20 protein-coding genes are annotated in these 24,074 nt (G+C 69.3%); 17 read left to right on the forward strand and 3 right to left on the reverse strand.

Annotated elements, in window-relative coordinates:
* The first annotated feature begins 18 nt into the window (after window positions 1-18).
* From BJ980_RS12885 to BJ980_RS12910, 6 genes are all read left to right on the forward strand, one after another.
* Window positions 19-1,551, forward strand: a complete 1,533-nt coding sequence (locus BJ980_RS12885; protein ID WP_179502659.1) for an acyl-CoA synthetase — start codon at window positions 19-21, stop codon at window positions 1,549-1,551.
* Window positions 1,552-1,595: 44 nt separating this feature from the next.
* Complete coding sequence (locus tag BJ980_RS12890) at window positions 1,596-3,035, forward strand: flavin-containing monooxygenase (protein ID WP_179502660.1); 1,440 nt, start codon at window positions 1,596-1,598, stop codon at window positions 3,033-3,035.
* 181 nt (window positions 3,036-3,216) lie between these two features.
* Entirely contained in the window at window positions 3,217-4,713 is a 1,497-nt protein-coding gene (locus BJ980_RS12895; RefSeq protein WP_179502661.1) for a DEAD/DEAH box helicase, read from the forward strand.
* A gap of 185 nt (window positions 4,714-4,898) precedes the next feature.
* The gene (locus BJ980_RS12900) at window positions 4,899-5,543 is read left to right on the forward strand and encodes a DUF5701 family protein (RefSeq protein WP_179502662.1); all 645 of its coding nucleotides are present in this window, start codon (window positions 4,899-4,901) and stop codon (window positions 5,541-5,543) included.
* A 65-nt stretch (window positions 5,544-5,608) separates the two neighbouring features.
* Window positions 5,609-6,796, forward strand: a complete 1,188-nt coding sequence (locus tag BJ980_RS12905; protein ID WP_179502663.1) for an acyl-CoA dehydrogenase family protein — start codon at window positions 5,609-5,611, stop codon at window positions 6,794-6,796.
* A gap of 56 nt (window positions 6,797-6,852) precedes the next feature.
* A complete protein-coding gene (locus tag BJ980_RS12910) occupies window positions 6,853-7,869 on the forward strand; it encodes a luciferase domain-containing protein (RefSeq protein ID WP_179502664.1) in 1,017 nt (338 codons plus the stop codon).
* A 202-nt stretch (window positions 7,870-8,071) separates the two neighbouring features.
* Here BJ980_RS12910 and BJ980_RS12915 read toward each other — a convergent pair whose 3' ends face one another.
* Window positions 8,072-8,797, reverse strand: coding sequence for a MerR family transcriptional regulator (locus tag BJ980_RS12915; RefSeq protein WP_179502665.1), 726 nt, complete (start codon window positions 8,795-8,797; stop codon window positions 8,072-8,074).
* A 169-nt stretch (window positions 8,798-8,966) separates the two neighbouring features.
* Here BJ980_RS12915 and BJ980_RS12920 point away from each other — a divergent pair, with 169 nt between their 5' ends.
* Both BJ980_RS12920 and BJ980_RS12925 read left to right on the forward strand, forming a co-directional pair.
* Window positions 8,967-10,178, forward strand: a complete 1,212-nt coding sequence (locus BJ980_RS12920; RefSeq protein WP_179502666.1) for an acetyl-CoA C-acetyltransferase — start codon at window positions 8,967-8,969, stop codon at window positions 10,176-10,178.
* Between the two features lie 34 nt (window positions 10,179-10,212).
* Window positions 10,213-12,417, forward strand: coding sequence for a 3-hydroxyacyl-CoA dehydrogenase NAD-binding domain-containing protein (locus BJ980_RS12925; protein ID WP_179502667.1), 2,205 nt, complete (start codon window positions 10,213-10,215; stop codon window positions 12,415-12,417).
* A gap of 430 nt (window positions 12,418-12,847) precedes the next feature.
* Here BJ980_RS12925 and BJ980_RS12930 read toward each other — a convergent pair whose 3' ends face one another.
* A complete protein-coding gene (locus tag BJ980_RS12930) occupies window positions 12,848-13,396 on the reverse strand; it encodes a hypothetical protein (protein WP_179502668.1) in 549 nt (182 codons plus the stop codon).
* 75 nt (window positions 13,397-13,471) lie between these two features.
* On the opposite strand from BJ980_RS12930, the gene BJ980_RS12935 reads away from it, so the two are divergent.
* Together BJ980_RS12935 and BJ980_RS12940 are read left to right on the forward strand one after the other, a co-directional pair.
* Window positions 13,472-14,245 (forward strand): SDR family NAD(P)-dependent oxidoreductase, encoded by a 774-nt coding sequence (locus tag BJ980_RS12935; protein WP_179502669.1) that lies wholly within the window; start codon window positions 13,472-13,474, stop codon window positions 14,243-14,245.
* A gap of 49 nt (window positions 14,246-14,294) precedes the next feature.
* Complete coding sequence (locus tag BJ980_RS12940) at window positions 14,295-14,969, forward strand: histidine phosphatase family protein (RefSeq protein ID WP_179502670.1); 675 nt, start codon at window positions 14,295-14,297, stop codon at window positions 14,967-14,969.
* Between the two features lie 52 nt (window positions 14,970-15,021).
* Here the strand turns inward: BJ980_RS12940 and BJ980_RS12945 are convergent, their stop codons facing one another.
* Entirely contained in the window at window positions 15,022-15,768 is a 747-nt protein-coding gene (locus BJ980_RS12945; protein WP_179502671.1) for an SDR family oxidoreductase, read from the reverse strand.
* Between the two features lie 29 nt (window positions 15,769-15,797).
* On the opposite strand from BJ980_RS12945, the gene BJ980_RS12950 reads away from it, so the two are divergent.
* From BJ980_RS12950 to BJ980_RS12980, 7 genes are all read left to right on the forward strand, one after another.
* The gene (locus BJ980_RS12950) at window positions 15,798-16,175 is read left to right on the forward strand and encodes a VOC family protein (protein WP_179502672.1); all 378 of its coding nucleotides are present in this window, start codon (window positions 15,798-15,800) and stop codon (window positions 16,173-16,175) included.
* 120 nt (window positions 16,176-16,295) lie between these two features.
* Window positions 16,296-17,018 carry an ATP-binding cassette domain-containing protein gene (locus tag BJ980_RS12955; protein WP_218855505.1) on the forward strand — a complete coding sequence of 241 codons (723 nt, stop codon included), beginning with the start codon at window positions 16,296-16,298 and terminating at the stop codon, window positions 17,016-17,018.
* A gap of 5 nt (window positions 17,019-17,023) precedes the next feature.
* Window positions 17,024-19,570, forward strand: coding sequence for an FtsX-like permease family protein (locus BJ980_RS19475; protein WP_179502673.1), 2,547 nt, complete (start codon window positions 17,024-17,026; stop codon window positions 19,568-19,570).
* Window positions 19,570-20,724, forward strand: coding sequence for a DUF6801 domain-containing protein (locus tag BJ980_RS12965; RefSeq protein WP_179502674.1), 1,155 nt, complete (start codon window positions 19,570-19,572; stop codon window positions 20,722-20,724). The genes BJ980_RS19475 and BJ980_RS12965 overlap by 1 nt, the downstream gene beginning before the upstream one ends.
* A gap of 78 nt (window positions 20,725-20,802) precedes the next feature.
* Window positions 20,803-21,444 (forward strand): TetR/AcrR family transcriptional regulator, encoded by a 642-nt coding sequence (locus tag BJ980_RS12970; protein ID WP_343047806.1) that lies wholly within the window; start codon window positions 20,803-20,805, stop codon window positions 21,442-21,444.
* Entirely contained in the window at window positions 21,441-22,241 is an 801-nt protein-coding gene (locus tag BJ980_RS12975; protein WP_179502675.1) for a TIGR03084 family metal-binding protein, read from the forward strand. Before BJ980_RS12970 ends, BJ980_RS12975 begins: the two co-directional genes overlap by 4 nt.
* Complete coding sequence (locus tag BJ980_RS12980) at window positions 22,238-23,977, forward strand: acyclic terpene utilization AtuA family protein (RefSeq protein ID WP_179502676.1); 1,740 nt, start codon at window positions 22,238-22,240, stop codon at window positions 23,975-23,977. Before BJ980_RS12975 ends, BJ980_RS12980 begins: the two co-directional genes overlap by 4 nt.
* Window positions 23,978-24,074: the final 97 nt, after the last annotated feature.

Consider the following 24,074-nt stretch of genomic DNA (forward strand, 5'->3'; position numbering starts at 1 on the left):
GCGAGCCAGGAGGAACCGATGTACCCCGGAGTCCACGCAGCCAAGAACCCAGACAAGCCCGCGCTGATCAAGGCCGACACCGGTGAGGTGGTCACCTATGCGCAGCTCGAGGAGCGGTCGGTCCGACTGGCGCACGTGTTCCACGACGCGGGGCTGCGCAAGGGCGACAACGTGGCGTTGCTCAGCGAGAACAGCCTGCGCTACTACGACGTGTTCTGGGCGACGATGCGCAGCGGGCTCTTCCTGACGGCGGTCAACTTCCACCTCTCGCTCGAGGAGCAGCTCTACATCCTGCGCGACTGCGGCGCGAAGGTGCTGATCGTCTCGGCCGAGCAGGCCGACGCTGCCCGGGCGATCCTCGAGGAGGTCCCGGACCTCGGCCTGAAGCTGGTCTTCGGCGGTGAGATCGAGGGGTACGACGACTTCGAGGCCGCCCTGGCCGGCGCCTCGGACGTGCCGTTCGAGGTGCAGCCTGCCGGCGCTGACATGCTCTACTCGTCCGGGACCACCGGGCGTCCCAAGGCGATCCAGGTGGCGTTGCCCGACCGGCAGATCAGCGAGCCCGGCGACCTGATGGTGGCCGTCTTCGGCGGCATCTACGGCTTCGACGAGGACACCGTCTATCTCTCCCCGGCACCGCTCTACCACGCGGCCCCGTTGCGTTATGTCGGCATCGTCGGCGCGACCGGCGGCACCGCGGTGATCATGCCGCGCTTCGATCCCGAGCAGGCGTTGATCAACATCGAGAAGTTCAAGGTCACCCACAGTCAGTGGGTGCCGACGATGTTCGTCAGGCTGCTCAAGCTGCCCGACGCCGTCCGGGAGAAGTACGACGTCTCCAGCCTCAAGATCGCCATCCACGCGGCCGCGCCGTGCCCGATCGAGGTCAAGCAGCGGATGATCGCGTGGTGGGGCCCGATCCTGCAGGAGTACTACGCCGCGACCGAGGCTGCCGGTGTCACCCTGATCAACTCCCAGGAGTGGCTCGAGCGACCGGGCTCGGTCGGCAAGGGCGTCCTGGGCACCGTGCGGATCTGCGACGAGTCGGTCCCGGATCGTCCCGAGCTGCCCGTCGGCGAGACCGGCCTGGTCTACTTCGAGCGCGACGTGATGCCGTTCAGCTATCACAACGACCCGGAGAAGACCCGCGAGGCGCAGCACCCCGTGCACGACAACTGGGCGACCACCGGGGACATCGGGCACCTCGACGAGGACGGCTTCCTCTACCTGACCGACCGCAAGGCGTTCATGATCATCTCCGGCGGGGTGAACATCTATCCGCAGGAGACCGAGAACGCGATGACCCTGCACCCGAAGGTCCTCGACGTCGCCGTGATCGGCGTGCCCGACGAGGAGATGGGGGAGCGGGTGCACGCCGTCGTCCAGGTCGCCCCGGGGCACGAGGGCGGCCCGGCGCTGGCCGACGAGCTGACCGCCTACCTGCGTGAGCGCATCGCGACCTACAAGGTTCCGCGGTCGTTCGCCTTCGTCGACGAGCTGCCGCGCACCCCCACCGGCAAGCTGCAGAAGCGCAAGTTGCTGGACGCCTGAATCTCGGGGTTCCGCAATTGAACTTCATTCAGTAGCCTGTGTTCATGGCCGAACACGTCGACGTCCTCATCATCGGTGCCGGGCTCTCGGGCATCGGCGCAGCCGCGATGCTCACCCGCGAGCAGCCGGGCAAGAGCTTTGCGATCCTCGAGGGGCGCTCGGCGAGCGGCGGCACCTGGGACCTGTTTCGCTATCCCGGCGTGCGCTCGGACTCGGACATGTACACCCTCGGCTACAAGTTCAAGCCGTGGCTGGGGGAGAAGGCGCTGGCCGACGGCGCGTCGATCCTCGACTACGTCCGCGAGACCGCGCGCGAGCACGACATCGACCCGCACATCCGCTACGACCACTGGGTGACCGGCGCCGAATGGGACACCGCGAGCAAAACCTGGTCGGTCACCGCGACCGTCGACGGTGAGGAGAAGGTGCTCACCTCGTCGTTCCTGTGGGCCTGCAGCGGCTACTACGACTACGACCAGGGCTTCACGCCCGACTTCGCCGGCACCGAGGACTTCGCCGGACAGATCGTGCACCCCCAGCACTGGCCCGAGGACCTCGACCACACCGGCAAGAAGGTGGTCATCATCGGCTCCGGCGCGACCGCGGTCACGCTGGTTCCGGCCCTTGCCGACGAGGCCGCTCACGTGACCATGCTGCAGCGCTCCCCGACGTACATCCTCTCGCTGCCCTCGCGTGACCCGCTCGCGCTGGGCATGCGCAAGGTGCTGCCCGGCAAGGCCGCCTATGCCGTGACCCGGCTGAAGAACATCACCCAGGCGAGCGCGCTCTACACGATCAGCCAGAAGCAGCCGAAGCTGGTGCGCAAGGTGATCCGTCGGCTGACGATGAAGCAGCTGCCGCAGGACTACCCGGTCGACGTGCACTTCAAGCCGACCTACGGCCCGTGGGACCAGCGACTGTGCCTGGTGCCCAACGGCGACCTGTTCCGCGCGATCCGCAAGGGCCGGGCCGAGGTCGTCACCGACACCATCGAGACCTTCACCGAGAAGGGGCTGCGGCTCGGATCGGGTGCCGAGCTCGAGGCCGACATCATCATCACCGCGACCGGCCTCAACCTGAAGATCTTCGGGGGAGCCCAGCTCAGCGTCGACGGGGAGAAGCTCGATGCCCCCTCGACGATGGCCTACCGCGGGCTGATGCTCAGCGGCGTGCCCAACTTCGCCTACACGATCGGCTACACCAACGCCTCGTGGACGTTGAAGGCCGACCTCGTTGCCGAGTTCGTCTGCCGGACCCTGGCCCACATGGACGAGGTCGGCGCCAGCGAGGTCGTGCCGGTGCGCGATCCGTCGGTGGGCGAGGAGCCGTTCATGGACTTCGAGGCCGGCTATGTGCTGCGCTCGATCGACGAGCTGCCCAAGCAGGGTGACCGCGAACCGTGGAAGCTGAAGCAGAACTGGTTCTATGACGTGCGCCAGATCCGCAACAGCGACCTGGGCGACGGAGTGCTGCAGTTCACGTGAGCTCGATGGGGTGATTCGGTGCCCGGTGCTCTAGGCTGGGAACAGCGATCCGTCCAGTCTTGCCTCGGATCGCCGGCGCGCGGCTCGATTGATTGAGCTGCCTTTCACATGCGTCACCTTCCGGACTTCCGAGTCCGTGATCGTTTGGTGAGACACACCAACGGATAGCGAATCTCTCAACGTGTCTTCTTCTTCCTTTGCCGATCTCGGCGTGCCCGCAAACCTCGCGGCCATCCTCGCCGGACTCGACATCACCGTCCCCACGCCGATCCAGGCAGCGACCCTGCCCGACTCCCTCGCGGGTCGCGACGTGCTCGGCCGTGGCCGCACCGGCTCCGGCAAGTCCTATGCGTTCCTGCTGCCGCTGGTCGCTCGCCTCGACGCCCAGCGTCGTACGCCGCGCAGCAAGGCGCCGCGCGCGCTGATCCTGGCCCCGACCCGTGAGCTGGTCAACCAGCTCCTCGAGGCCCTCAAGCCGCTGGCCGCTGCTGCCGGGCTCTCCACCCAGACCGTCTTCGGCGGCGTGGGCCAGAACCCGCAGGTCGCCGGCCTGCGCAAGGGTGTCGACATCGTCGTCGCCTGCCCCGGTCGTCTCGAGGACCTGATCCAGCAGGGTCACTGCAACCTCGGCGACGTCGAGGTCACCATCCTCGACGAGGCCGACCACATGGCCGACCTCGGCTTCCTGCCCGCCGTGCGCCGCCTGCTGAAGCAGACCCCGCCCAAGGGTCAGCGCCTGCTCTTCTCGGCCACGCTCGACAACGCGATCGACACCCTGGTCAAGCAGTTCCTGCACGACCCGGTGACCCACGAGGCCGACTCGGCGCAGTCGCCGGTCGCCAAGATGAGCCACCACGTGCTGCACCTCGATCGTGAGCACCGCGTCCCGGTCCTGGTGGACCTGGCCAGTGCTCCCGGCCGCACGGTGATCTTCACCCGCACCAAGCACGGCGCCAAGGCGCTCGCCCGCCAGCTCAACAAGAACGGCGTGCCCTCGGTCGACCTGCACGGCAACCTGTCGCAGAACGCCCGCACCCGGAACATGGACGCCTTCCACAGTGGCAAGGCGACCACCCTGGTGGCGACCGACGTCGCGGCTCGCGGCATCCACGTCGACGACGTCGCACTCGTCGTCCACGCCGACCCGCCGGCCGAGCACAAGGCCTACCTGCACCGCTCGGGCCGTACCGCCCGCGCCGGTGCCGAGGGCACCGTGGTCACGCTGATGACCAGCGACCAGGTCGGCGACGTCCGCGCGCTGACCCGCGCGGCCGGCATCAAGCCGACCACCACCCGCATCAATGGCTCTGCCCACCCGATCCTGATCGAGCTCGCCCCCGGTGAGCGGTCGGCGCCCGGTGGCCTGGTCATCGAGTCCGGCGGCAGCGCGATGGCCTCCGGCGGCTCGCCCAAGAAGAGCGGTGGCGGTGGCGGACGCAACCGTCGTCGCACCGGCGGCGGTGCCGGTGGCGGCGCCTCGGCCAACGCTTCGGGTGGCGCGCGCAGCGGCGGCGGTCGCTCACGCAGCGGCTCCGGCTCTGCCTCCACCTCGGGTGGCGGCAACTCCGGCCAGCGTCGCAGCGGCGGTGGACGACGTACCGGCGCCGGTGCCGGCTCCAGCGGTGGCAACGGCGGCGGCTCGCACAGCGCGGCGTCGTTCAGCTCCGGTCGTCGCTGACCAGAACCCCTTCATGACGTCCTGCGTCCTGGCTGCTTCGGCAGCCGGGCCGCGGGACGTTGTGCATTTCGGCGACGACGACGAGCTGCCGCGTCACCAGGTGGTGGAGCCTTGGCCCGCCTCGTGAGGGGAACGATCGGCGCGCGACAGGCGTTGAACTCGCGTCACCGACAAGAGGAGAGCCCTTGACCGACGCATCCCGCATCGAGTTCGACCGACAGACCGAGCGCCTCGTGGAGCTGGGCCTGCCAGCACTCGCCGGCATCTCGGAGGAAGACCTGCGCGCGCTGGTCGCGCCACTGGCCGATCGCCTGCCGGAGCCTAGTGTGCCGCGTGAGGGACATGCGCCGTTCGTCATCGTCCTCACCCGGGAGCTGGTCGATCCCTGTGCGGCCGTGCCGCTGCTGCGGCTGATGGGCGCGCGTGGGCTCGGCAGCAAGCCGGGCATCGTCGACCGCAATCACGGCGAGGGCGATTTGGCGACGTACCACCCGCTCGAGGAGCTCGGCGTCCCCGAGGCGAAGGCCTACCTGCTGGTCGACGTCGAGCGCGGCGAGGAGTTCTGCGACGTCCGCCCCGAGGACGCGCTGCCGGTGATCCGGGGCCGCGGCCGCACGCCTCTCACCATCGACGAGGGGATCGCCCTGGTGATGCAGGCGCCGCACCTGCTGGAGAAGAACAAGTGCTTCATGCTCTCCGGCTCGCGGCGCAGCGACCGACGGGTGCCTGCCCTGTGGATCAGCGAGAACGCGCCCAAGCTCGGCTGGTGCTGGGACGGCAACCCGCACACCTGGCTCGGGGTCGCCTCGGCAGGGCAACGGCGTCACTGAGCGACCCCGTGGAGTCGCCGCCCGAGTCGTGGTCCCGGACCCTCGATGACTGACATGCTGGGGGGATGACCTCACCGCTCGGCCTGTTCGACACCGACTCGCTCCTCTCCGACGAGGAACGCGCGATCCGCGACACCGTCCGCCGCTGGGTCGACGAGAAGGCCAGGCCGCACCTGGGGAGCTGGTACGAATCGGCCAGCATCCCCGGTCGTGAGCTCTCCAAGGAGCTCGGTTCCCTGGGTCTGCTCGGCATGCACCTGGAGGGCTATGGCTGTGCCGGCACCAGCGCCACGGCGTACGGCCTGGCCTGCATGGAGCTCGAGGCGGGTGACTCCGGTTTGCGTTCGCTGGTCAGTGTCCAGGGGTCGCTGGCGATGTATGCCATCTGGAAGCACGGCTCGCAGGCGCAGAAGCAGGAGTGGCTGCCGCGGATGGCCGCCGGCGAGGCGATCGGCTGCTTCGGCCTGACCGAGCCCGACTTCGGCTCCGATCCCGGTGGCATGCGCACCCGGGCGCGCAGGTCCGGGACCGGCGAGGAGGCCGACTGGATCCTGAACGGCAACAAGATGTGGATCACGAACGGCTCCATCGCCGATGTCGCGGTGATCTGGGCGCGCGCCGACGAGGCTGCCGGCGGCCGGATCCGCGGATTCGTCGTGCCCACGGACACTCCCGGCTTCAGCGCCCACGAGATCAAGCAGAAGCTGTCCCTGCGTGCCTCGGTGACTGCCGAGCTGGCACTGGACGACGTACGTCTGCCGGCATCGGCCGTGCTGCCTGAGGCGGAGGGGCTCTCCGGCCCGTTGTCGTGCCTGACCGAGGCACGGTTTGGGATCATCTTCGGCGCCCTGGGGGCCGCACGCGACTGCCTGGAGACCGCGCTGCGCTATGCAGGCGAGCGGGAGATCTTCGACAAGCCGCTGGCCGGGTTCCAGCTCACCCAGGCCAAGCTCGCCGACATGACCCTCGAGCTGGGCAAGGGAATGCTGCTCGCCCTGCACCTGGGCCGGCTCAAGGACTCCGTGGGAATCGCGCCGGCGCAGGTCAGCCTGGGCAAGCTGAACAGCACCCGCGAGGCGATCGCCATCGCCCGGGAGTGCCGCACCATCCTCGGCGCCGCCGGCATCACCCTGGAGCACCCGGTGATGCGCCACGCCAACAACCTCGAGTCGGTGCTCACCTACGAGGGGACCTCCGAGGTACACCAACTGGTGATCGGGCAGGCGCTGACCGGGGAATCCGCCTACCGCTGAGCCGGACGGTTTCCGGTTGCCCCCACCGGCGTCCGGATAGTGCCAGAATGCGGCACATGACTGAGACCTCGACTGCGGCAGTGTTCGTCCTCCTCCACGAGGCAGGTGCTCCGGCCGATGCCCGGGCGCTGGTCAGTGCGCTTCCCGCAGCGTTGTCCGCGACGACCCTTGCGGAGGTCGAGGGGGAGAGCGCCGAGGCGCTGCGCGGGCGGATCGACGAGGCGGCCGCTGGCCGTCCCGTCATTGTCGCCGCGCACGGTCACGCTGTTCCCGCCCTGGCTGCGGTCGTACTGGCCGACCCGGCAGCCTTCGCCGGTGCCGCCTTCGTCAACGGTGCCTTCGAGCCCGTCGAGGGCGCGCCGCTGACCGGGCTGCCGGTCTTCTTCGCGCTCGGCGAGCAGGACCTCGAGGTCCCGATCCCGGTGCAGAACGTCACCTGGCGCTGGATCATCTCCGAGTCAGGCGCCCCGGTCACCGCGCACCTCGACGACGGTGGCCACGGCCCGACCACTCGCACCTGGGCCGAGCTGGTGAAGTGGGCCGAGCACCGCCTGGCGCGGATCGCCGAGAACGGCGTCGGCCAGGTCGGCGTCGTCGGCCAGGCCGACTGGTCCTTCGGTGAGTTGCCGGTGCGCAACAGCGGCGGTCGCCCGCTGGTGACCTGGTCGGTCCCGCAGCAGCAGTACACCGACCAGGCGATGCTGCCGTTCCAGGAGAAGCTCTTCGAGAAGGTCTCAGCACTCGACGGTGTGAAGCTGGGTGACTCGGACTTCGCCGTCCCCGGCGCCCGCGCCCTGTTGATCGAGAACGGCAGCACCGACACGGCGCGCTACCTCGACGCGGCCTCCGGCGAGTTCGCCCACCTGCACCCTTGGTACGACGGTTCGCTGCACGTCGTACTCCCCGCGGACAAGGCCTCCGACGCGATCACGAAGGGCTGGGCCCAGCCGCACATGTGGGCCGGCACCCGCTTCACCGAGGGCTTCGTGCTGGTCTACGGCCCCCGCAACGACGCCGAGGTCGAGATCGTCGCCGGGATCGTCGACGCGGGTCGGGAGTACGCCGCGGGCTGACGCCTGCGGCTGTGGCGCTTGCGGCGAGGCGGCGGAGTCACCGGGTACCGGGTTCGCCTGCGGCGAGGCGGCGGAGTCACCGGGTACCGGGTGACTCCGGTGGTTCCCGGGCAAGATCTCGCCCGGGAAGCGCCAGACTTGCCCGGGAAGTTCCGCGAAAAACTGACCGCGAACGTCTTCTGGCCCAGATGGTGGCGCAGGGTCAGCGCGCGCGGCGCTGGATCGTCTCGCGCTTCTGGGCGTTCATCGCGTGCTCGAAGGCGGAGACCAGGGTCGCGATCGAGAGCGGCTTGAGCACCTCGATCGCCTCGGCGAGCTCGGCATCGCTGGCGCCGGAGGCGCGGTAGGCCGGCCAGACCTCGTCGCGGAAGATCTGCGTGATCGCCTCGGCGATCGCATCCGCGTGATGGCTGAAGATCTTGCTCGCGGCAGTCGCTGCTGCCTTCGGATAGCCGATCGAGATCAGCTTCAGCCCGGCCTCGAGATGGCCGATCGCGACGTCATACTTCCCGCGCTCCGCAGGAGTCAGGATGCCCAGCTCGGCGAGGGTCTCGATGTCGCTGCTGGTCAGCTTGCGTCCGCACCGCTCGGTCAGCTCGGCCATGCCCAGCGTCTCCGGGTGCTCGGCCATCCAGGGTGCCAACAGCGTGCGGTGCAACGAGATCGTGGAGGCTGAAGCGTCCTCGGGGATGCGTCCGACGTACTTCTCGATCGCGGCGAGGGTGAACCCGTGGGCCTGCAGCTCGAGGACGAGCTCGAGCCGGGCGACGTGATCGGCGGTGTAGTAGCCGGAGCGACCACGACGGATCGGTGGCGGCACCAGCCCCCGGGTCGTGTAGAACCGCACGTTGCGGACGCTCATTCCGAGGCGCTTGCACAGCTCATCGAGGGTCATCAGCTCCTTGAGGGAGTCGACCGTCTCCTGCATGTGGTTCCGTCCTTGTGACGAGCGGATGTATCTATGAAGCGGGTCACATGTTGACCCCGCTCTTGACCATACTGACAGTAATGGTGTCACAATCGAAGCAGTGCGGCGCACTTCTCTACGGATGCGTCTCGCTCCACACACCGAAAACGCAAGGAATACAGGGACGGTCATGGCTGAAGCATTCGTGTACGACCACATTCGTACGCCGCGTGGCAAGGGCAAGGCGAACGGCTCACTTCATGAGGTCAAGCCGATCGACCTCGCGGCAGGACTGATCGAGGAGATCCAGAAGCGGAACCCCTCGCTCGACCCGAACACGGTCGACGACGTCGTCCTCGGCGTGGTCTCCCCGATCGGTGACCAGGGTGGCGACATCGCCAAGACCGCTGCCCTCAAGGCCGGCCTTCCCGACACGGTCGCCGGCGTCCAGCTGAACCGCTTCTGCGCGTCCGGTCTCGAGGCCGTGAACCAGGCCGCCTCCCGCGTCCGCGGTGGCTTCGAGGAACTGATCTTCGCCGGTGGCGTCGAGTCGATGAGCCGCGTCCCGATGGGCTCCGACGGTGGCGCCTGGGCCGGTGACCCGGCCACCGCGCTGGCCACCGGCTTCGTGCCCCAGGGCATCGGTGCCGACCTGATCGCGACCCTCGAGGGCTGGAGCCGCACCGACGTCGACAACTTCGCCGCCGAGTCGCAGGCCCGTGCCGCCAAGGCCCAGGCCAACGGCTACTTCGACAACTCGATCATCCCGGTCAAGGACATCAACGGCCTGACCATCCTGGACAAGGACGAGTTCATCCGTCCCGGCACGACCGCCGAGAGCCTCTCCGGCCTGAAGGCGTCGTTCGCCCAGATCGGTGCGGACGCCGGCTTCGATGACGTCGCCCTGGAGAAGTACCACTGGGTCGAGAAGATCAACCACGTCCACCACGCCGGCAACAGCTCGGGCATCGTCGACGGCGCCTCCCTGGTTGCCATCGGCACCGAGGCCGCGGGCAAGGCCAACGGCCTGACCCCCCGCGCCCGGATCGTCTCCGCCGCCGTCTCGGGCGCCGACCCGACGATCATGCTGACCGGTCCGGCCCCGGCCGCCCGCAAGGCGCTGGCGAAGGCCGGCCTCGAGGCCAAGGACATCGACCTCTTCGAGATCAACGAGGCATTCGCCGCAGTCGCGATGCGCTTCATGCGCGACATGGACATCAGCCACGAGATCACCAACGTCAACGGTGGCGCGATCGCGATGGGTCACCCGCTGGGTGCGACCGGCGCGATGATCCTCGGCACCCTGATCGACGAGCTGGAGCGCCGCGAGCTCAAGCGCGGCCTCGCCACGCTCTGCGTCGGCGGCGGCATGGGCATCGCCACCATCGTCGAGCTCGTCTGATCTCCCTCCACGACTTCCAAGGACTTATTCCGAAATGACTGAGACGCAGAACCAGACCGCCGTCCACTACGAGCGCGATGCCGACGGCATCGTCACCCTGCTCCTGGACGACCCCACCTCGAGCGCCAACACGATGAACGACCTCTACAAGGACGGGATGAACGCCGCAGTCGAGCGTCTCCTGGCCGAGGTCGACGACGTCACCGGCGTCGTCGTCGCATCGGCGAAGAAGACCTTCTTCGCCGGCGGAAACCTGAAGAACATGATCACCGCGACCAAGGAGCAGGCGGCCGAGATCTTCGCCCTCTCCGAGGGCATCAAGGCAGCCCTGCGCACGCTGGAGACCTACCCCCGCCCGGTCGTCTCGGCGATCAACGGCGCCGCCCTCGGTGGTGGCTTCGAGATCTGCTTGGCCACCAACCACCGCATCGCCGTCGACGACAACTCCGTCAAGGTCGGCCTCCCGGAGGCCAGCCTCGGCCTGCTCCCCGGTGGCGGCGGCGTCACCCGGATCATCCGGATGCTCGGCATCCAGTCCGGCCTGATGGACGTCCTGCTCCAGGGCACGCAGTTCAACCCGGCCTCGGCCAAGGAGAAGGGCCTCATCGACGAGCTCGTCGCCACCCGCGAAGAGCTCGTGCCCGCCGCCAAGGCGTGGATCAAGGCCAACAAGGACAACCCCGAGGCTGCCCAGAACCCGTGGGACCGCGCCGGCTACAAGATGCCTGGTGGCACCCCGTCCAACCCCAAGCTGGCTGCGTTCCTGCCCGCCTTCCCGGCGTTGCTGCGCAAGCAGCTCAAGGGCGCTGACTACCCCGCGCAGAAGGCGATCCTCTCGGCCGCCGTCGAGGGTGCCCAGGTCGACTTCGCGAACGCTTCGCGGATCGAGTCGCGCTACCTCACGAACCTGATCATCAACCAGGGCTCGAAGAACATGATCCAGGCGTTCTTCTTCGACCTGCAGGCCATCGGCGCCGGCTCGCTGCGTCCCGACGGCTTCGAGAAGTTCAAGGCCACCAAGGTCGGCGTCCTCGGCGCCGGCATGATGGGCGCCGGCATTGCCTACTCCTGTGCCCGCGCGGGCATGGAGGTCGTGCTCAAGGACGTCTCGACCGAGAACGCGGAGAAGGGCAAGAACTACTCCGAGAAGATCCTCGACAAGGCGATCTCCCGCGGCAAGAGCACCGAGGAGAAGAAGGCCGAGCTGCTCGGCCGGATCAAGGCGACCGCAGACCCGGCCGACCTGGCCGGTTGCGACCTGGTCATCGAGGCCGTCTTCGAGGACCCGTCCCTCAAGGCCAAGGTCTTCGGCGAGATCCTCGAGCACGTCAACCCCGACGCGCTGCTGTGCTCGAACACGTCCACCCTGCCGATCACCGAGCTCGCCGAGGGCGTCTCCCGCCCCGCCGACTTCATCGGTCTGCACTTCTTCAGCCCCGTCGACAAGATGCCGCTGGTCGAGATCATCCGCGGCAAGGAGACCTCCGACGAGGCGCTGGCCAAGGCGTACGACGTCGTCCAGCAGATCAAGAAGACCCCGATCGTGGTCAACGACAGCCGTGGCTTCTACACCTCGCGCGTCATCGGCTTCATGGTCAACGAGGGCCTGGCCATGCTCTCCGAGGGCGTCCACCCGATCAGCATCGAGCGGGCCACCACCCAGGCCGGCTACCCGGCTCCGGTGCTGCAGCTCTCCGACGAGCTCAACCTCGAGCTGATGGGCAAGATCGCCAAGGCCACCGCCGAGGCAGCCGAGCGCGACGGTACGCCGTACACCCCCCACCCCGGCCAGCACGTGGTGGAGCAGATGCTGGAGGCCGGCCGTCCCGGTCGCCTGCGGGGCGCCGGGTTCTACGACTACGACGAGTCCGGCAAGCGCGGCTCGATCTGGTCGGGCCTCTCGGAGCTGTTCCCGCTCGCCGACAAGCAGATCCCGCTCCAGGACATCAAGGACCGGATGCTGTTCGCCGAGGCGATCGAGACCGCGAAGACCTTCGAGGAGGGCGTGATCACCTCGTCCGTCGCGGCCAACATCGGCTCGATCATGGGCATCGGCTTCCCGGCCAACACCGGTGGCGCGGCGCAGTTCATCACCGGCTACGAGGGCGCTGACGGCGAGATCGGTATCTCGGCCTTCATCAAGCGTGCCGACGAGCTCAAGGCGGCGTACGGCGAGCGCTTCGACGCGACCGACTACCTCCGCAACCTGGCGGCGAAGGGCGAGTCCCTCCCCGCCTGATCGATCACTGGCACCACCAGAGCCGGCGCAGGCCTCCGTTTCCGGAGCAGCTTGCGCCGGCTCTGGCCATTTCGTGGCGCGAGGCTTATGTCAGGCGAGCGGTCGCGCGGTAACTGATGGGTTGGTCGTGGCGCGCCCGGTAACTGATGGGTTGGCGCGAGGCCCCGCGGCAACTGATGGGTTGGTCGTCCAAAACACCCGGATATCGGCCCCAAAGCATCAGTTGGTTGCCATGCACTCCCCAACCCATCAGTTGGTCCGCGTCAGCAGAGATCGATCGCATGAGGCGTCAACAACTGCCGGCTCGACGAGAAACCAGCCCGCGCAGGGCGTCAACAACTGCCGGCTCGACGAGAAACCAGCACGCGCAGGGCAGTCAACAACTGACGGGTCGGCGCGAACAGAGCGTCAACAACTGACGCCTCGGGGGTCAGCTGACCTTGGGTACGCCGAGCATGTCGGTGCAGGGCTTCGTCGCCTTGAGGTACTTCTCCGACGCGGTGCTGCTCTTCGCCTTCGTCGCGGACTCGAGCACCGCGGCGCGGAGCAACTTCGGGTCGACGTCCTCCATGCAGGCCACGTAGTCGTCGACGACCTGATCGGTGGCGTCGGGATAGAACTCGCGACTGCTCTCGATCTCGGCGCGCGGGTCCTGGCACTCGACGACCGCATCGGCATAGGCCGCGGCGATCTCCGGCGGCACCACCTCGGGCAGCTCGGCGTTGATCGCGAGGTCCTCGGTCAACATCCCCGAGGAGACCAGCTTCTTGACCCCGGCGCCGCTGACGAGTGCCTTGCCCAGGCAGATCCCACTGTCGCGCTGGGCGGCGGTGGGCTGGTTGCCCTGGAACTCGGCGGCCAAGGAGCGGGCCGCCTTCTGCTCGTCCCCGGAGAGCTTGGCCGTGTCGTCGGCGTCCCCACCGCACGCGGTCAGGGTCATGACGGCAGCGAGGGAGAGGGCGAGCAATGCGCGATGCATGGGGGTCATCATGGCAGTAGTGGTGACCCGAGCCACATGAATGACCGTTCCATGGAGCCGACTAGATTCTCAGCCATGGAGAACACAACGGGCAGGCGAGTGCTGATCACTGGCGCGGCATCCGGTCTCGGGGCCGCACTGGCAACGGCCTTCGAGGCCCGCGGGGACAGGGTCCTGCGCACCGACCGGAGTGCCGAGGGCGTCGACCTGGCCCTCGACATCACTTCCGAGCAGGACTGGGCGGCCGCGCGAGCCCACGTCGCCTCCACCTGGGGTGGTCTCGACGTACTGGTCAACAACGCCGGCGTGGCTGGGGGAGGCCGCCTCGACATCGCCACCCTCGAGGAGTGGCAGTGGATCACCGACATCAACCTCTTCGGCGCCGTGCGCGGGCTGCGCGAGTTCGTGCCGATGTTCAAGGAGCAGGGGACCGGCGGCCACATCGTCAACGTCGCGTCGCTGGCCGGGCTCGTCCACCCAGCAGGCATGGGCTCCTACAACGCCGTCAAGGCCGCGGTGGTGGCGCTCAGCGAGACCGCCGGGCACGAGCTTGCGGCGTACGACGTGCAGGTCTCGGTGGTCTGCCCCTCCTACTTCCGCACCAACCTGATGGACAGCCTGCGAGGTGCCGACACCGGCCTCGGGGCCGTGATGTCCTCCCTGGTCGAGCGGTCACCGATCACCGCCGAGGAGGTCGCTGCCGCAGTACTCGCCGGGATGGACGCGGGGGAGCAGGTGATCATTCCTGACGATTCCGCACGCGGCGCATGGTCTTTGAAGCAGAATGACCGCGCGGGGTACGACGAGGTCATGCGACGGCAGGCAGCCAAGCTCGACCAGATGGAGTGACGGTGCGCGAGAACGATGCACGGAACCGGTCCCGTCAGGTGAATGCCTGATGGGACAACTGCTGTTGGTACGTCACGGCCAGGCCTCCTGGGGCGCCGACGACTATGACGTGCTCTCCCCACTCGGCTGGGAACAGTCCCGGATGCTGGGGCAAGCCCTCTCGGCGCGCGCCCTGGCACCGACCGTGCTCATCCAGGGCACCATGCGGCGGCACCGGGAGACCGCGGAGTCCGTCGCGGCCGGGGCCGGCTGGGTCGACACCCCGATCATCGAGGACGGTGGCTGGGACGAGTTCGACCACCTCGCCATGCTGCGTCGCCACCCGGCGCCCTTCGGGGACCGCGAGCCCACCCGGGCCGAGTTCCAGGAATGGTTCGTGCAGGCTGCGACCCGATGGACCAGTGGTGAGCACGACGAGGACTACGACGAGACCTTCGCGGCCTTCGCCGACCGGGTCGACGGCGCCATCGACCGGGCAGCAGCGCGCGTCGGGTCGCACGAGACCGCCCTGGTCTTCACCTCCGGTGGGCCGGTGGCCTGGGCGGCCACCTCACTGGTGGCGGCCGCGGGCGAGGCCAGGACCCACGCGTTCGTGTGGAACCAGTTCAACAAGGTCGTCGTGAACTCGTCGCTCACCAAGATCGTGGTCAGTGCGCGCGGGGAGACCCTGGTCTCCTTCAACGAGCACTCGCACCTCGAAGGGGACGGGCTCACCTACCGCTGAGGGCTGGCGCCCCCACGCAACCGCAGGCCCTCAGCAAGAACAGACCGACGGGTCAGGTCAGCTTCTTGAACAACGGCAGCGGGGCGTGCTTCATCACCACGCTCATCGGTGCCCACGGCAGTGCCGGCACGCAGGCCGACTGCTTCTCCTTCTCGATCGCGTGCACGATCGACCTGACGCCCTTCTCGGTGGAGACCTGGAACGGCTGGGCTCCCGGGGTGTCGTTCATCTCGGAGTCGATGAAACCGGGATAGATCACCGAGACCTTGATCGGCGTGCCGTGCAGCTCCGCACGCAGACCCTCCGCCAGGTGGGCGACCCCTGCCTTCGTGGCGGCGTACGTCGCCATCGCCTTGGGCATGCCGCGCATCGCCGACATCGACGAGATCATCACGAAGTGGCCCGTGTCCTGGGCCCGGAAGACCTCCATCGCCGCTTCGGACTGGGCGAGGGCGCCGACGAAGTTCGTCATCGCGGTCTCCTTGTTGGCCCAGAACTTGCCGGTGCCCAGGGGCGCGCCCTTGCCAAGGCCGGCATTGATCACGATCCGGTCCAGGGTGGTGAAGTCCTCGGCGAAGCCGGCGAACACCTCGAAGACCTGGTCGTGGTCGTTGACGTCCAGCTGCCGGATCTCGATGCGGCGATCGGGGTGAAGGTTGAGGATCTCGTCGCGGAGCTCCTCCAGCTTGTCCGTACGGCGCGCACACAGCGCCAGGTCGTTGCCGTGGTGAGCGAACTGGCGGGCCATCTCGGCGCCGAGACCTGCGCTCGCTCCACTGATCAGGATCGTCTTCGTCATGGGTTGAGTGTCGCGTACTGTTCGGAACCATGAGCGGACGCGTGGTGCATTTCGAGATTCCCTTCGGAGACAGCGACCGAGCGCAGGAGTTCTATGCCAGCGCCTTCGGATGGCGCCTGAGGGACTCCGCGACCGGAAGCTCCTACATCCATGCCGACACCGGCCCCTCTCAGGCCCTCGAGCCGACCGAGGTCGGGTTCATCAACGGCGGACTGCTCCGCCGCGAGGACCCGGGCCAGGGGCCGATCGTGGTCATCGAGGTCGACGACATCGAGGCCGCGCTGGCCAAGGTCGTGGATGCGGGTGGCTCGGTGGTCCTGGCCGCGAGCAAGGCCGGAGACACCGGAACGGCGGCCTACTTCAAGGACGTCGAGGGCAACATCATGGGTCTCTGGCAGCGCGCCTGACCCAGTCCGAGGCCCTTGTCGCGCCGTGTGAGTCCAGCCACAAGGCGTGACTGATCGCCGCCTCGGGCGTTCATCTTGAGGGACACTCGTCCCGACGCGGGCAGACGTGAAGGGTGGAGCGTGGTGAAGACGGCCGACGCTGTCGTTGTCCAGGACCTGGGCAAGTCCTTCCGCCGTCGCGACGGCGAGACCGTGGTGGCCCTCGACGGGGTCACCCTCAGCGCACCCGCTGGCGCGATCACCGCCGTCACCGGCCCGTCTGGCGCCGGAAAGACCACGCTGCTGCAGTGCCTCGCGGGGCTCGAGAAGCCGGACTCCGGCACGGTCCGGATCGCCGGCGACGATGTGACCGCGATGCGGGAACGGGAGCTGACCCGGTTCCGCCGCGAGCGTCTCGGGTTCGTCTTCCAGTCGCTCAACCTGCTGCCGAACATCTCGGCGCGCGAGAACATCCTGCTGCCGCTCCGGCTCGACGGGGCAGCCGTCGAGGAGACCCGCCTGGCCGAGCTCGCCGAGCGCCTCGAACTCTCCTCGCGACTCGGTCACCGCCCCGGTGAGCTCTCCGGGGACCAACAGCAACGCGTCGCCATCGCACGTGCCCTGCTGCCGATGCCCGACGTGCTGCTGGCCGACGAGCCCACCTCCGCGCTGGATCCGACCTCCCGCGGAGCCGTGCTCGACCTGCTCGACGAGTGGGTCCGTGAGCACGGCCTGAGCGTCGTCGCGGCCACCCACGATCCCGAGGTCGAGGCGCGAGCGGGCCGGGTCCACCGCCTGACGGCTGGCCGCACGGCCGGCGCTGTCGCCGCCGAGCGCCCCCTCACGACGCGAGCCACCGTGTGAATCTCGTGCCCACCTCTCTGTTCGCCACCGCGTGGGCGGAGGTTCGCGCGCACCGCACCCGCAGCCTCGCGCTGGTGCTCGTCGCCGTCCTGGGGGCAGTGCTGATCAGCGCCGCCCTGGTGCTCGGCGCCAGCATGCAACGCGCCGTGGACCAGGGGATCGGTGTCGACGTCGAGAACGCCGACCTGATCCTCGAGGCCGGCCTCTCCACCAGCCAGGTGAAGGAGATCGCGGGCACCGACGGCGTCGAGGTCGTCGGCACCCACGTGCGCACCCGTGCGGTCGCCCAGGTCGTCGGCGTCACCCGCGGCATCCTGATCGATTCCCAGTCCAGCTCGGACGAGTTCCGCTGGCAGCGCTGGTCCCGGGGTCGGGCACCAGCCGCGCCGACGGAGATCGCGCTGACCAGGCATGCCCTGGACCAGCTGCGCATCCACGTCGGTGACGAGGTGGCGCTCGGCCGGGCCGGCACGGAGCGGACCAACTTCCGCGTGGTCGGCGAGGTCGACACCCGGGGTTCCTTCCGTCACGCCGCGATCGCCTACGGCATCCTCACGCCCGACGCAGCGCACGAGCTGTCCGGTTCGCGACGCGACAACGTCGCGCTGGTCTCGGTGGATGCGGGCGCGGACCGCGACGCCGTGGCCGATCGGATCGAGACCGTCGCCTCGGTCAAGCCCCGTGCCACCGCCGACCTCGCACGCGCAGGCGTGGGCGGGCAGGCAGAGCGGTTGGCCGACCTGGCGAGTGTCGTCAAGGCGTTCGCTGCCACGGCCGTCGTGGTGGTCGGGCTCCTGCTCCTCGCCCTGTGCCTGATCAGCATGGAGTCCCGACGTCGCGCGGTCGCACTGCTCCGCAGTGCCGGGGCCTCGCGGGCCCAGGTGCTGCTCGGCGTCGCGTTCGAGACGCTCGTGCTCGGCCTGACAGGTGCCGTGCTCGGGACCCTGTTGGGCGTGCTGGTGGTCCGCGGTCTCGTCCCGGCGGCCGCTCAGGTCTCCTTCCTGCCGGCCCTGCCCCCGGACGCGGTGACCGTGCCCGGCGGGGCCTGGGTGTGGCCGGTGGTCGTCACCGTCGCCGCGGTGGCGGTGGCGCTCCTGGTGCCCGCGATCCTGGCCAGCAGTGTCCGCCCCGCGCGAGCGATGCGCGAGGTGGCTGCCCCGTTCTCGACCCGCGCCGCGATCATCTCCGCCGGACTGGGCGCGGTCCTCCTCGCGGGGGCCGGGTTCCTGCTGGCCGACGCGGTGGCGGCGACCGCCCTGATCGCCGGGGCCGTGCTGCTCCTGGCCGGTATGGCGCTGCTCCTGCCGCTGCTCATCGCTCGCATCGCCACAGTCCTGCAACGCCTCGGATTCGTACGCCGCGACGCGGGCCGCTCCCTGGCCGCCGGCTGGATCCTCGAGCGACCGGGTCGCGCCGTCGGTGAGGTGCTCCCTGCGGTGTTGGCCTTCGCCCTGATCGCCTTCTCCTGGCTCGTGGTCGGTTCGGTCAACGAATCGGCGACCTCCCGGCTGAGTGCCACCGGTCAGGCGGACCTCGTGCTCGGCTCACCGACCGCGGCCGTTCCGCTCGGGCAGGACACCCTCGACGCCCTGGCCGGCGTCGACGGGGTGGACCAGGTGACCCCGGTGCCGTTCGGCCAGAAGGTGAGCATCATCGGTCGCGGCGTCGACGGCAAGAAGGTCAAGTTCACCGGCGGGACCGTCGCCGGGGACGTCGCCGAGCTCGACCGCAGCCTCCCGAGCGACTTCCCGGTGCGCACCATCGAGGAGGACCGGATCTATCTCCCGGCCTCACCGGACTCGCCCTTCGCCGAGGGCGCGAAGGTCTCGCTCAAGGGTCCGGACCGCACCCTCGAGGGCTTCCGCGTGGTCCATGTCGACGGACTCGACCTGCCCAGCGTGGCCAGTGTCGACCCGGTCTTCCAGGTCACCGAGTTCAACGACATCCGGATGGCGTGGCTCTCCCTGGATCCCGGCGCCGATCGCAGCCGGGTGCTCGAAGAGGTCACCGGGATCGTTCTGCAGTCCGGTGAGCTCTCGAACGGAGCCTCGCCGCGTGGCGGCGTACAGCCGGTCGGCACCGCCGAGGTGGTGGCCGTCGGCGGCTCCGTGCCCATCGACCTGAGCATCGCCGCCGCGGTGGGCCTGGTCGGCGCGGCCGCATCCGGCCTGTTCCTGCTTGCGGTGCTGGTCGCGGTGGCCGGGATGCTCTGCGCCGGCTGGCTCGGCATCCGAGGGCGTCTGCGCGAGCAGGCGATGTTGCGCGCCCTGGGGCTCGAACGCCCCGGCCTGCGGCACCTGCTGATGCTGCGCGTCCTGCTGACCGGCGTCATCGGCGTGCTGGTGGGGCTGCCACTCGGCGCCGCCCTTGCCGTCCTCACCACCCGCGCGGTCGCGGCCAGTCTCGGCGTGACCACTGAGCTGTCGGTGACGTGGCTGCCGATCGTGGTGCTGGTTCCCCTTGTCCTGATGGCCCTGCGCATCGTGTCTGCGACCGCCATGGACCGCCCTTCCTACGTCCGACCGGCCCGTGTGCTGGCAGAGGAGATGTGATGAGAAATCGGATGATCACCGGCGCCGCGGTCGCGGCCCTCGCCGTACCCCTCGGTGCGTTCGGTGCCCTCGGCGTGGCCCCGGCAGCGCATGCGGCCACGGGCTCGGGCAGCGCGAGCTATGCCTGCCAGCTCAGCGGCGGCCTGGATCGCAACACCGACGTCAGCGTGCAGGTGGATCTCTCAGTCCCCGACTCGGTCACGGCCGGCGACACCGCGACGGCAACCGGCACGCTGCGCGTGAAGCTGCCCGAGGACGTACGCCGTGAGGCGCGGGCATCGTGGGCCGCCAACGCCACCCTCTCCTCCTCGACCATGTCGCTGGTGGTCACCGTCGGCGGTGAGAGCCGCAACATCGTGGTCTCCGTCCCGGCCAACAAGCAGAAGCTCAGCTCGCCCGTGACCTACACCTATGACATCTCGCTGAGCGACGTGACCGTGCCCGAGAACGCGACCGGTGCGCTGGAGGTGTCCCTGCCGGGCAACGGTTATGCCACCAACACGGCGAACTCGTCGTCGACCAAGGTCGCATTCAACGCAGTGATCGCGATGGACGGGGTGACCCGGTCCCGCAACCTCGCCTGCGCGCTGCCCAGCAGTGCCAACCCGCGGGTGGCGAGCGTCCCGGTCACGGCGCGGGCAGAGACCCCGGCACCCGACCCGGGCGGCGAGACTGGCGGTCCCGGCGACGGCAGCGGCAGCGGGGGCACCGGTGGATCCGGCGGCGGCGGTGGCACGGGTGGCAGCGGGGGCAGCACTGGTGGGGGCGGAGCCTTCGGGCTGCCCACCATCCCCGGCGGAGGCTCCGACTTCGGCGCGTTCGACCCGCCCGCGTCCGGAGGGTCTGCGGGGGTGGCACCACCCGGTGGCACCGTGCCGGGCACTCCCAAGCTCGGCTCGCTGCTGAGCCCCGGGTCGGCGTTGACCGGCAGCCCTGACGGCGAGACCCCGGTGCCGCTGGCGCCCGGGTTGGAGTCGCGCGCCGATCAGAAGGACACGGCAGACACCGGCCTTCCGCCGCAGACCCGGACAGGCCTCTCGCTCCCGTCGAACGAGATCCTGGTGGGGGTCGCTGGGGCGATCGTCCTGCTTGCGCTGGGCGTGCTGCTTCCGGCGCGGCTGCACCTACGCCGCCGGCGCGAGGAAGCTGCCTGAGCTCGTTCAGGACTGACCCCGTCCAAGAACTAAAAAGCAGGCTTGACTGTTTGTTCACGGCCCGTCAGAGTGGTCACCGTGAGCACCCCGACCCGCGTCCCCCAGGAGGAGCGCACCCGCGTCATGCGCCAGCGCCTCCTCGAGGCGACGGTCGAGTGCCTGGTCGAGGTCGGCTTCGCGCGCACCTCCACGACGCTGGTCTCCCAGCGCGCTGGCGTCAGTCGCGGCGCCCAGCTGCACCACTTCCCGACCAAGAACGACCTCGTCCTGGCCGCGGTCGGGCACGTGACCCAGATCCGCGGCAGCGACCTGGAGACCGCGGCAGCGACGATGCCGCACGGAACACGACGTACCCGCGCGGTCCTGCAGATGCTCGGAGACCACTTCGCCAGCCCGGTCTTCTCCGCCGCCCTGGAGCTCTGGGTCGCCGCGCGCACCGATCCCGCCCTGCTGGCCGCAGTGGGTCCGCTCGAGCAGCGGGTCGGACGCGAGGTGCACCGGCTCACCGTCGAGCTGCTAGGCATCGACGAGGAGGTTCCCGGCAACCGGGAGCTGATCCAGGCCACCCTCGACCTGGTCCGTGGGCTCGGCCTGGCCAACACCATCTCCGACGACACCCGCCGTCGCGCTCGGATCCTCGACCGTTGGGCGGACCGGCTCGACGCCGTACTCGCCGCTCAACCGTCATCTCGTGACCACTCGACGAAGGAGCAGCCGTGAACGCAGTCCTCGAAGGGGTCCTCGCAGACCTCGATGCACAGAGCAACGAGCTCGACCAGCACGTCTCGGCGCTGGCCGAGGACGCCTGGCGGCAACCGACCCCGGCAGCGGGCTGGGACATCGCCACCCAGGTCGCGCACCTGGCCTGGACCGACGAGGCCTCCGTGGCCGCCTGCGGCTGGGTGCATGGTGAGAAGGAGCCCTGGGACAACCTGGTCCTCGACGCTATCGCGGACCCCGAGCACGTCGTCGACACCGCGGCCCTTGAGGGCGGCAAGGCGCCGGCCGCCGAGCTGCTCGAGCGGTGGCGCACCGGCCGCAAGGCACTGCACGAGGCCCTCCGCGCGGTCCCCGAAGGACAGAAGATCCCGTGGTTCGGCCCGCCGATGTCCCCGACGTCGATGGCCACCGCCCGCTTCATGGAGACCTGGGCACACTCCCTCGACGTCTTCGAGGCGCTCGGTGTCAAGGTTGCTCCGACCGATCGGATCGTGCACGTGGCCCACATCGGGGTCCGCACCCGCAACTTCTCCTTCGCCGCGAACGACCTGGCCCCGCCCGCGGACGAGTTCCGGGTCGAGCTGACCTCGCCGAGCGGTGAGCTGTGGGCCTACGGTCCCGAGGACGCGGCGCAGCGCGTGACCGGCTCGGCCCACGACTTCTGCCTGCTCGTCACCCAGCGCGTCAACCGGGCCGACACCGACCTCGTTGCCGTCGGGCCGGACGCCGAGACGTGGCTCGGCATCGCCCAGTGCTTCGCAGGGAACCCGGGCACCGGCCGGGAGGCGCGCAGATGAGCGTCGTACGGATCGGGAACTGCTCCGGCTTCTACGGCGACCGGCTCTCCGCGATGCGGGAGATGCTCGAGGGCGGACAGCTCGATGTCCTGACCGGTGACTACCTGGCCGAGCTGACCATGCTCATCCTCGGCAAGGACACGATGAAGGACCCCTCGCTGGGCTATGCGCGCACCTTCGTGCGCCAGGTCGAGGACACGCTGGGCCTCGCGCTCGAGCGGGGAGTGAAGATCGTCAGCAACGCCGGCGGCTTGAATCCCGCCGGGCTGGCCGACCGGCTCCGCGAGGTGGCCCGCGGCCTGGGCCTCGACGTCGCCATCGCGCACGTCGAGGGCGATGACCTGCGCGGCTCCGGCCTCGAGCAGCTGGGCAGCAACGCACTCACCGCCAACGCCTACCTCGGCGGCTTCGGCATCGCCCGAGCCCTGCAGCAGGGTGCCGACATCGTGGTCACCGGACGGGTCACCGACGCCTCGGTCGTGGTCGGCCCGGCCATTGCGCACCACGGCTGGGACGAGACGGCGTACGACGCCCTCGCCGGCGCGGTCGTCGCCGGCCACGTGATCGAGTGCGGGACACAGGCGACGGGCGGGAACTTCTCCGGCTTCCGCAGCCTGATCGCCAGCGGCGCGATGGGCAGTGCTCTCGAGCCGCTGGGCTTCCCGATCGCCGAGGTCGCCGCCGACGGCTCGTGCGTGATCACCAAGCACGACGGGACCGGCGGCGCGGTCACCGTCGACACCGTCACCGCGCAGCTGGTCTATGAGATCCAGTCGACGCGCTACCTCAACCCCGACGTCACTACGCTGCTCGACACGATCGAGCTCGAGCAGTCCGGCCCCGACCGGGTTGCCATCACCGGGGTGCGCGGCGAGGCGCCGCCGTCGCAGCTGAAGGTCTGCGTCAACGAGCTCGGCGGGTTCCGCAACACCATGGAGTTCGTCCTGACCGGGCTCGACATCGAGGCCAAGGCCGACTGGGTGCGGATGCAGATGGATTCCGCTCTGGCGAAGAACCCTCCGGCCGAGGTCACCTGGTCGCAGACATCCCAGCCGCGCAGCGACGCCGAGACCGAGGAGGCCGCCTCCTGCCTGCTCCGGGTCACCGTCAAGGACCCCGACGCCGGACCGGTCGGCAAGCCGTTCACGGCCGCCGCGGTCGAGCTGGCACTGGCCTCCTACCCGGGCTTCACGATGACCGGCCCGCCCCCGAGCCCGACACCCTTCGGGATCTATCGCGCGGAGTACGTCGACCGCTCGGCCGTCACCCACACAGCCGTCCACTCCGACGGTCGCCGCGAGGTCGTGGCGGACCCGACTGCGTTCCTCGATCGGGAGTCCGAGCCGGGTGGCCGACCCTCGCCCTATCCCTCTCCGTCCGACAACCTCACCCGCCGCCTGCCGTTGGGCACCTTCGTGCACGCCAGGTCCGGGGACAAGGGCGGCAACGCCAACCTCGGCCTGTGGGTGGTCAACGACGGCTCGCCCAAGCGGGCCGAACGCGTGACCTGGTTGAGCAAGCTGATCAACCCGCGCAAGATCCGCGAGCTGGTCCCGGAGGCGGCCGACCTCGAGGTGGAGGTCTTCCTGCTGCCCAACCTTGGTGGCGTGAACGTGGTGATCCACGGGCTGCTCGGCGACGGTGTCGCCGCCGCCACCCGTTTCGACCCGCAGGCCAAGGGCCTCGGCGAATGGGTGCGCTCGCGGATGGTCAGCATCGAGGAAGGACTGCTGTGAGGAGCGCCGTACCGGCTCCCCGGGCGGGGTCCTTCCTGGGGGCTGTCGTAACTGATGGGTTGGCGGGGCAGGACGGACTAACTGATGGGTTGGGGAC

This window comes from Nocardioides daedukensis (assembly GCF_013408415.1).
Lineage (GTDB): Bacteria > Actinomycetota > Actinomycetes > Propionibacteriales > Nocardioidaceae > Nocardioides > Nocardioides daedukensis.

Bases quoted from the DNA above. Each gene is read 5' to 3' on its own strand.
- BJ980_RS12885 (WP_179502659.1), top strand. From the start codon at position 19: ATGTACCCCGGAGTCCACGCAGCCAAGAACCCAGACAAGCCCGCGCTG.
- BJ980_RS12890 (WP_179502660.1), top strand. From the start codon at position 1,596: ATGGCCGAACACGTCGACGTCCTCATCATCGGTGCCGGGCTCTCGGGC.
- BJ980_RS12905 (WP_179502663.1), top strand. From the start codon at position 5,609: ATGACCTCACCGCTCGGCCTGTTCGACACCGACTCGCTCCTCTCCGAC.
- BJ980_RS12910 (WP_179502664.1), top strand. From the start codon at position 6,853: ATGACTGAGACCTCGACTGCGGCAGTGTTCGTCCTCCTCCACGAGGCA.
- BJ980_RS12915 (WP_179502665.1), bottom strand. From the start codon at position 8,797: ATGCAGGAGACGGTCGACTCCCTCAAGGAGCTGATGACCCTCGATGAG.
- BJ980_RS12920 (WP_179502666.1), top strand. From the start codon at position 8,967: ATGGCTGAAGCATTCGTGTACGACCACATTCGTACGCCGCGTGGCAAG.
- BJ980_RS12925 (WP_179502667.1), top strand. From the start codon at position 10,213: ATGACTGAGACGCAGAACCAGACCGCCGTCCACTACGAGCGCGATGCC.
- BJ980_RS12930 (WP_179502668.1), bottom strand. From the start codon at position 13,396: ATGCATCGCGCATTGCTCGCCCTCTCCCTCGCTGCCGTCATGACCCTG.
- BJ980_RS12935 (WP_179502669.1), top strand. From the start codon at position 13,472: ATGGAGAACACAACGGGCAGGCGAGTGCTGATCACTGGCGCGGCATCC.
- BJ980_RS12940 (WP_179502670.1), top strand. From the start codon at position 14,295: ATGGGACAACTGCTGTTGGTACGTCACGGCCAGGCCTCCTGGGGCGCC.
- BJ980_RS12945 (WP_179502671.1), bottom strand. From the start codon at position 15,768: ATGACGAAGACGATCCTGATCAGTGGAGCGAGCGCAGGTCTCGGCGCC.
- BJ980_RS12950 (WP_179502672.1), top strand. From the start codon at position 15,798: ATGAGCGGACGCGTGGTGCATTTCGAGATTCCCTTCGGAGACAGCGAC.
- BJ980_RS12965 (WP_179502674.1), top strand. From the start codon at position 19,570: ATGAGAAATCGGATGATCACCGGCGCCGCGGTCGCGGCCCTCGCCGTA.
- BJ980_RS12980 (WP_179502676.1), top strand. From the start codon at position 22,238: ATGAGCGTCGTACGGATCGGGAACTGCTCCGGCTTCTACGGCGACCGG.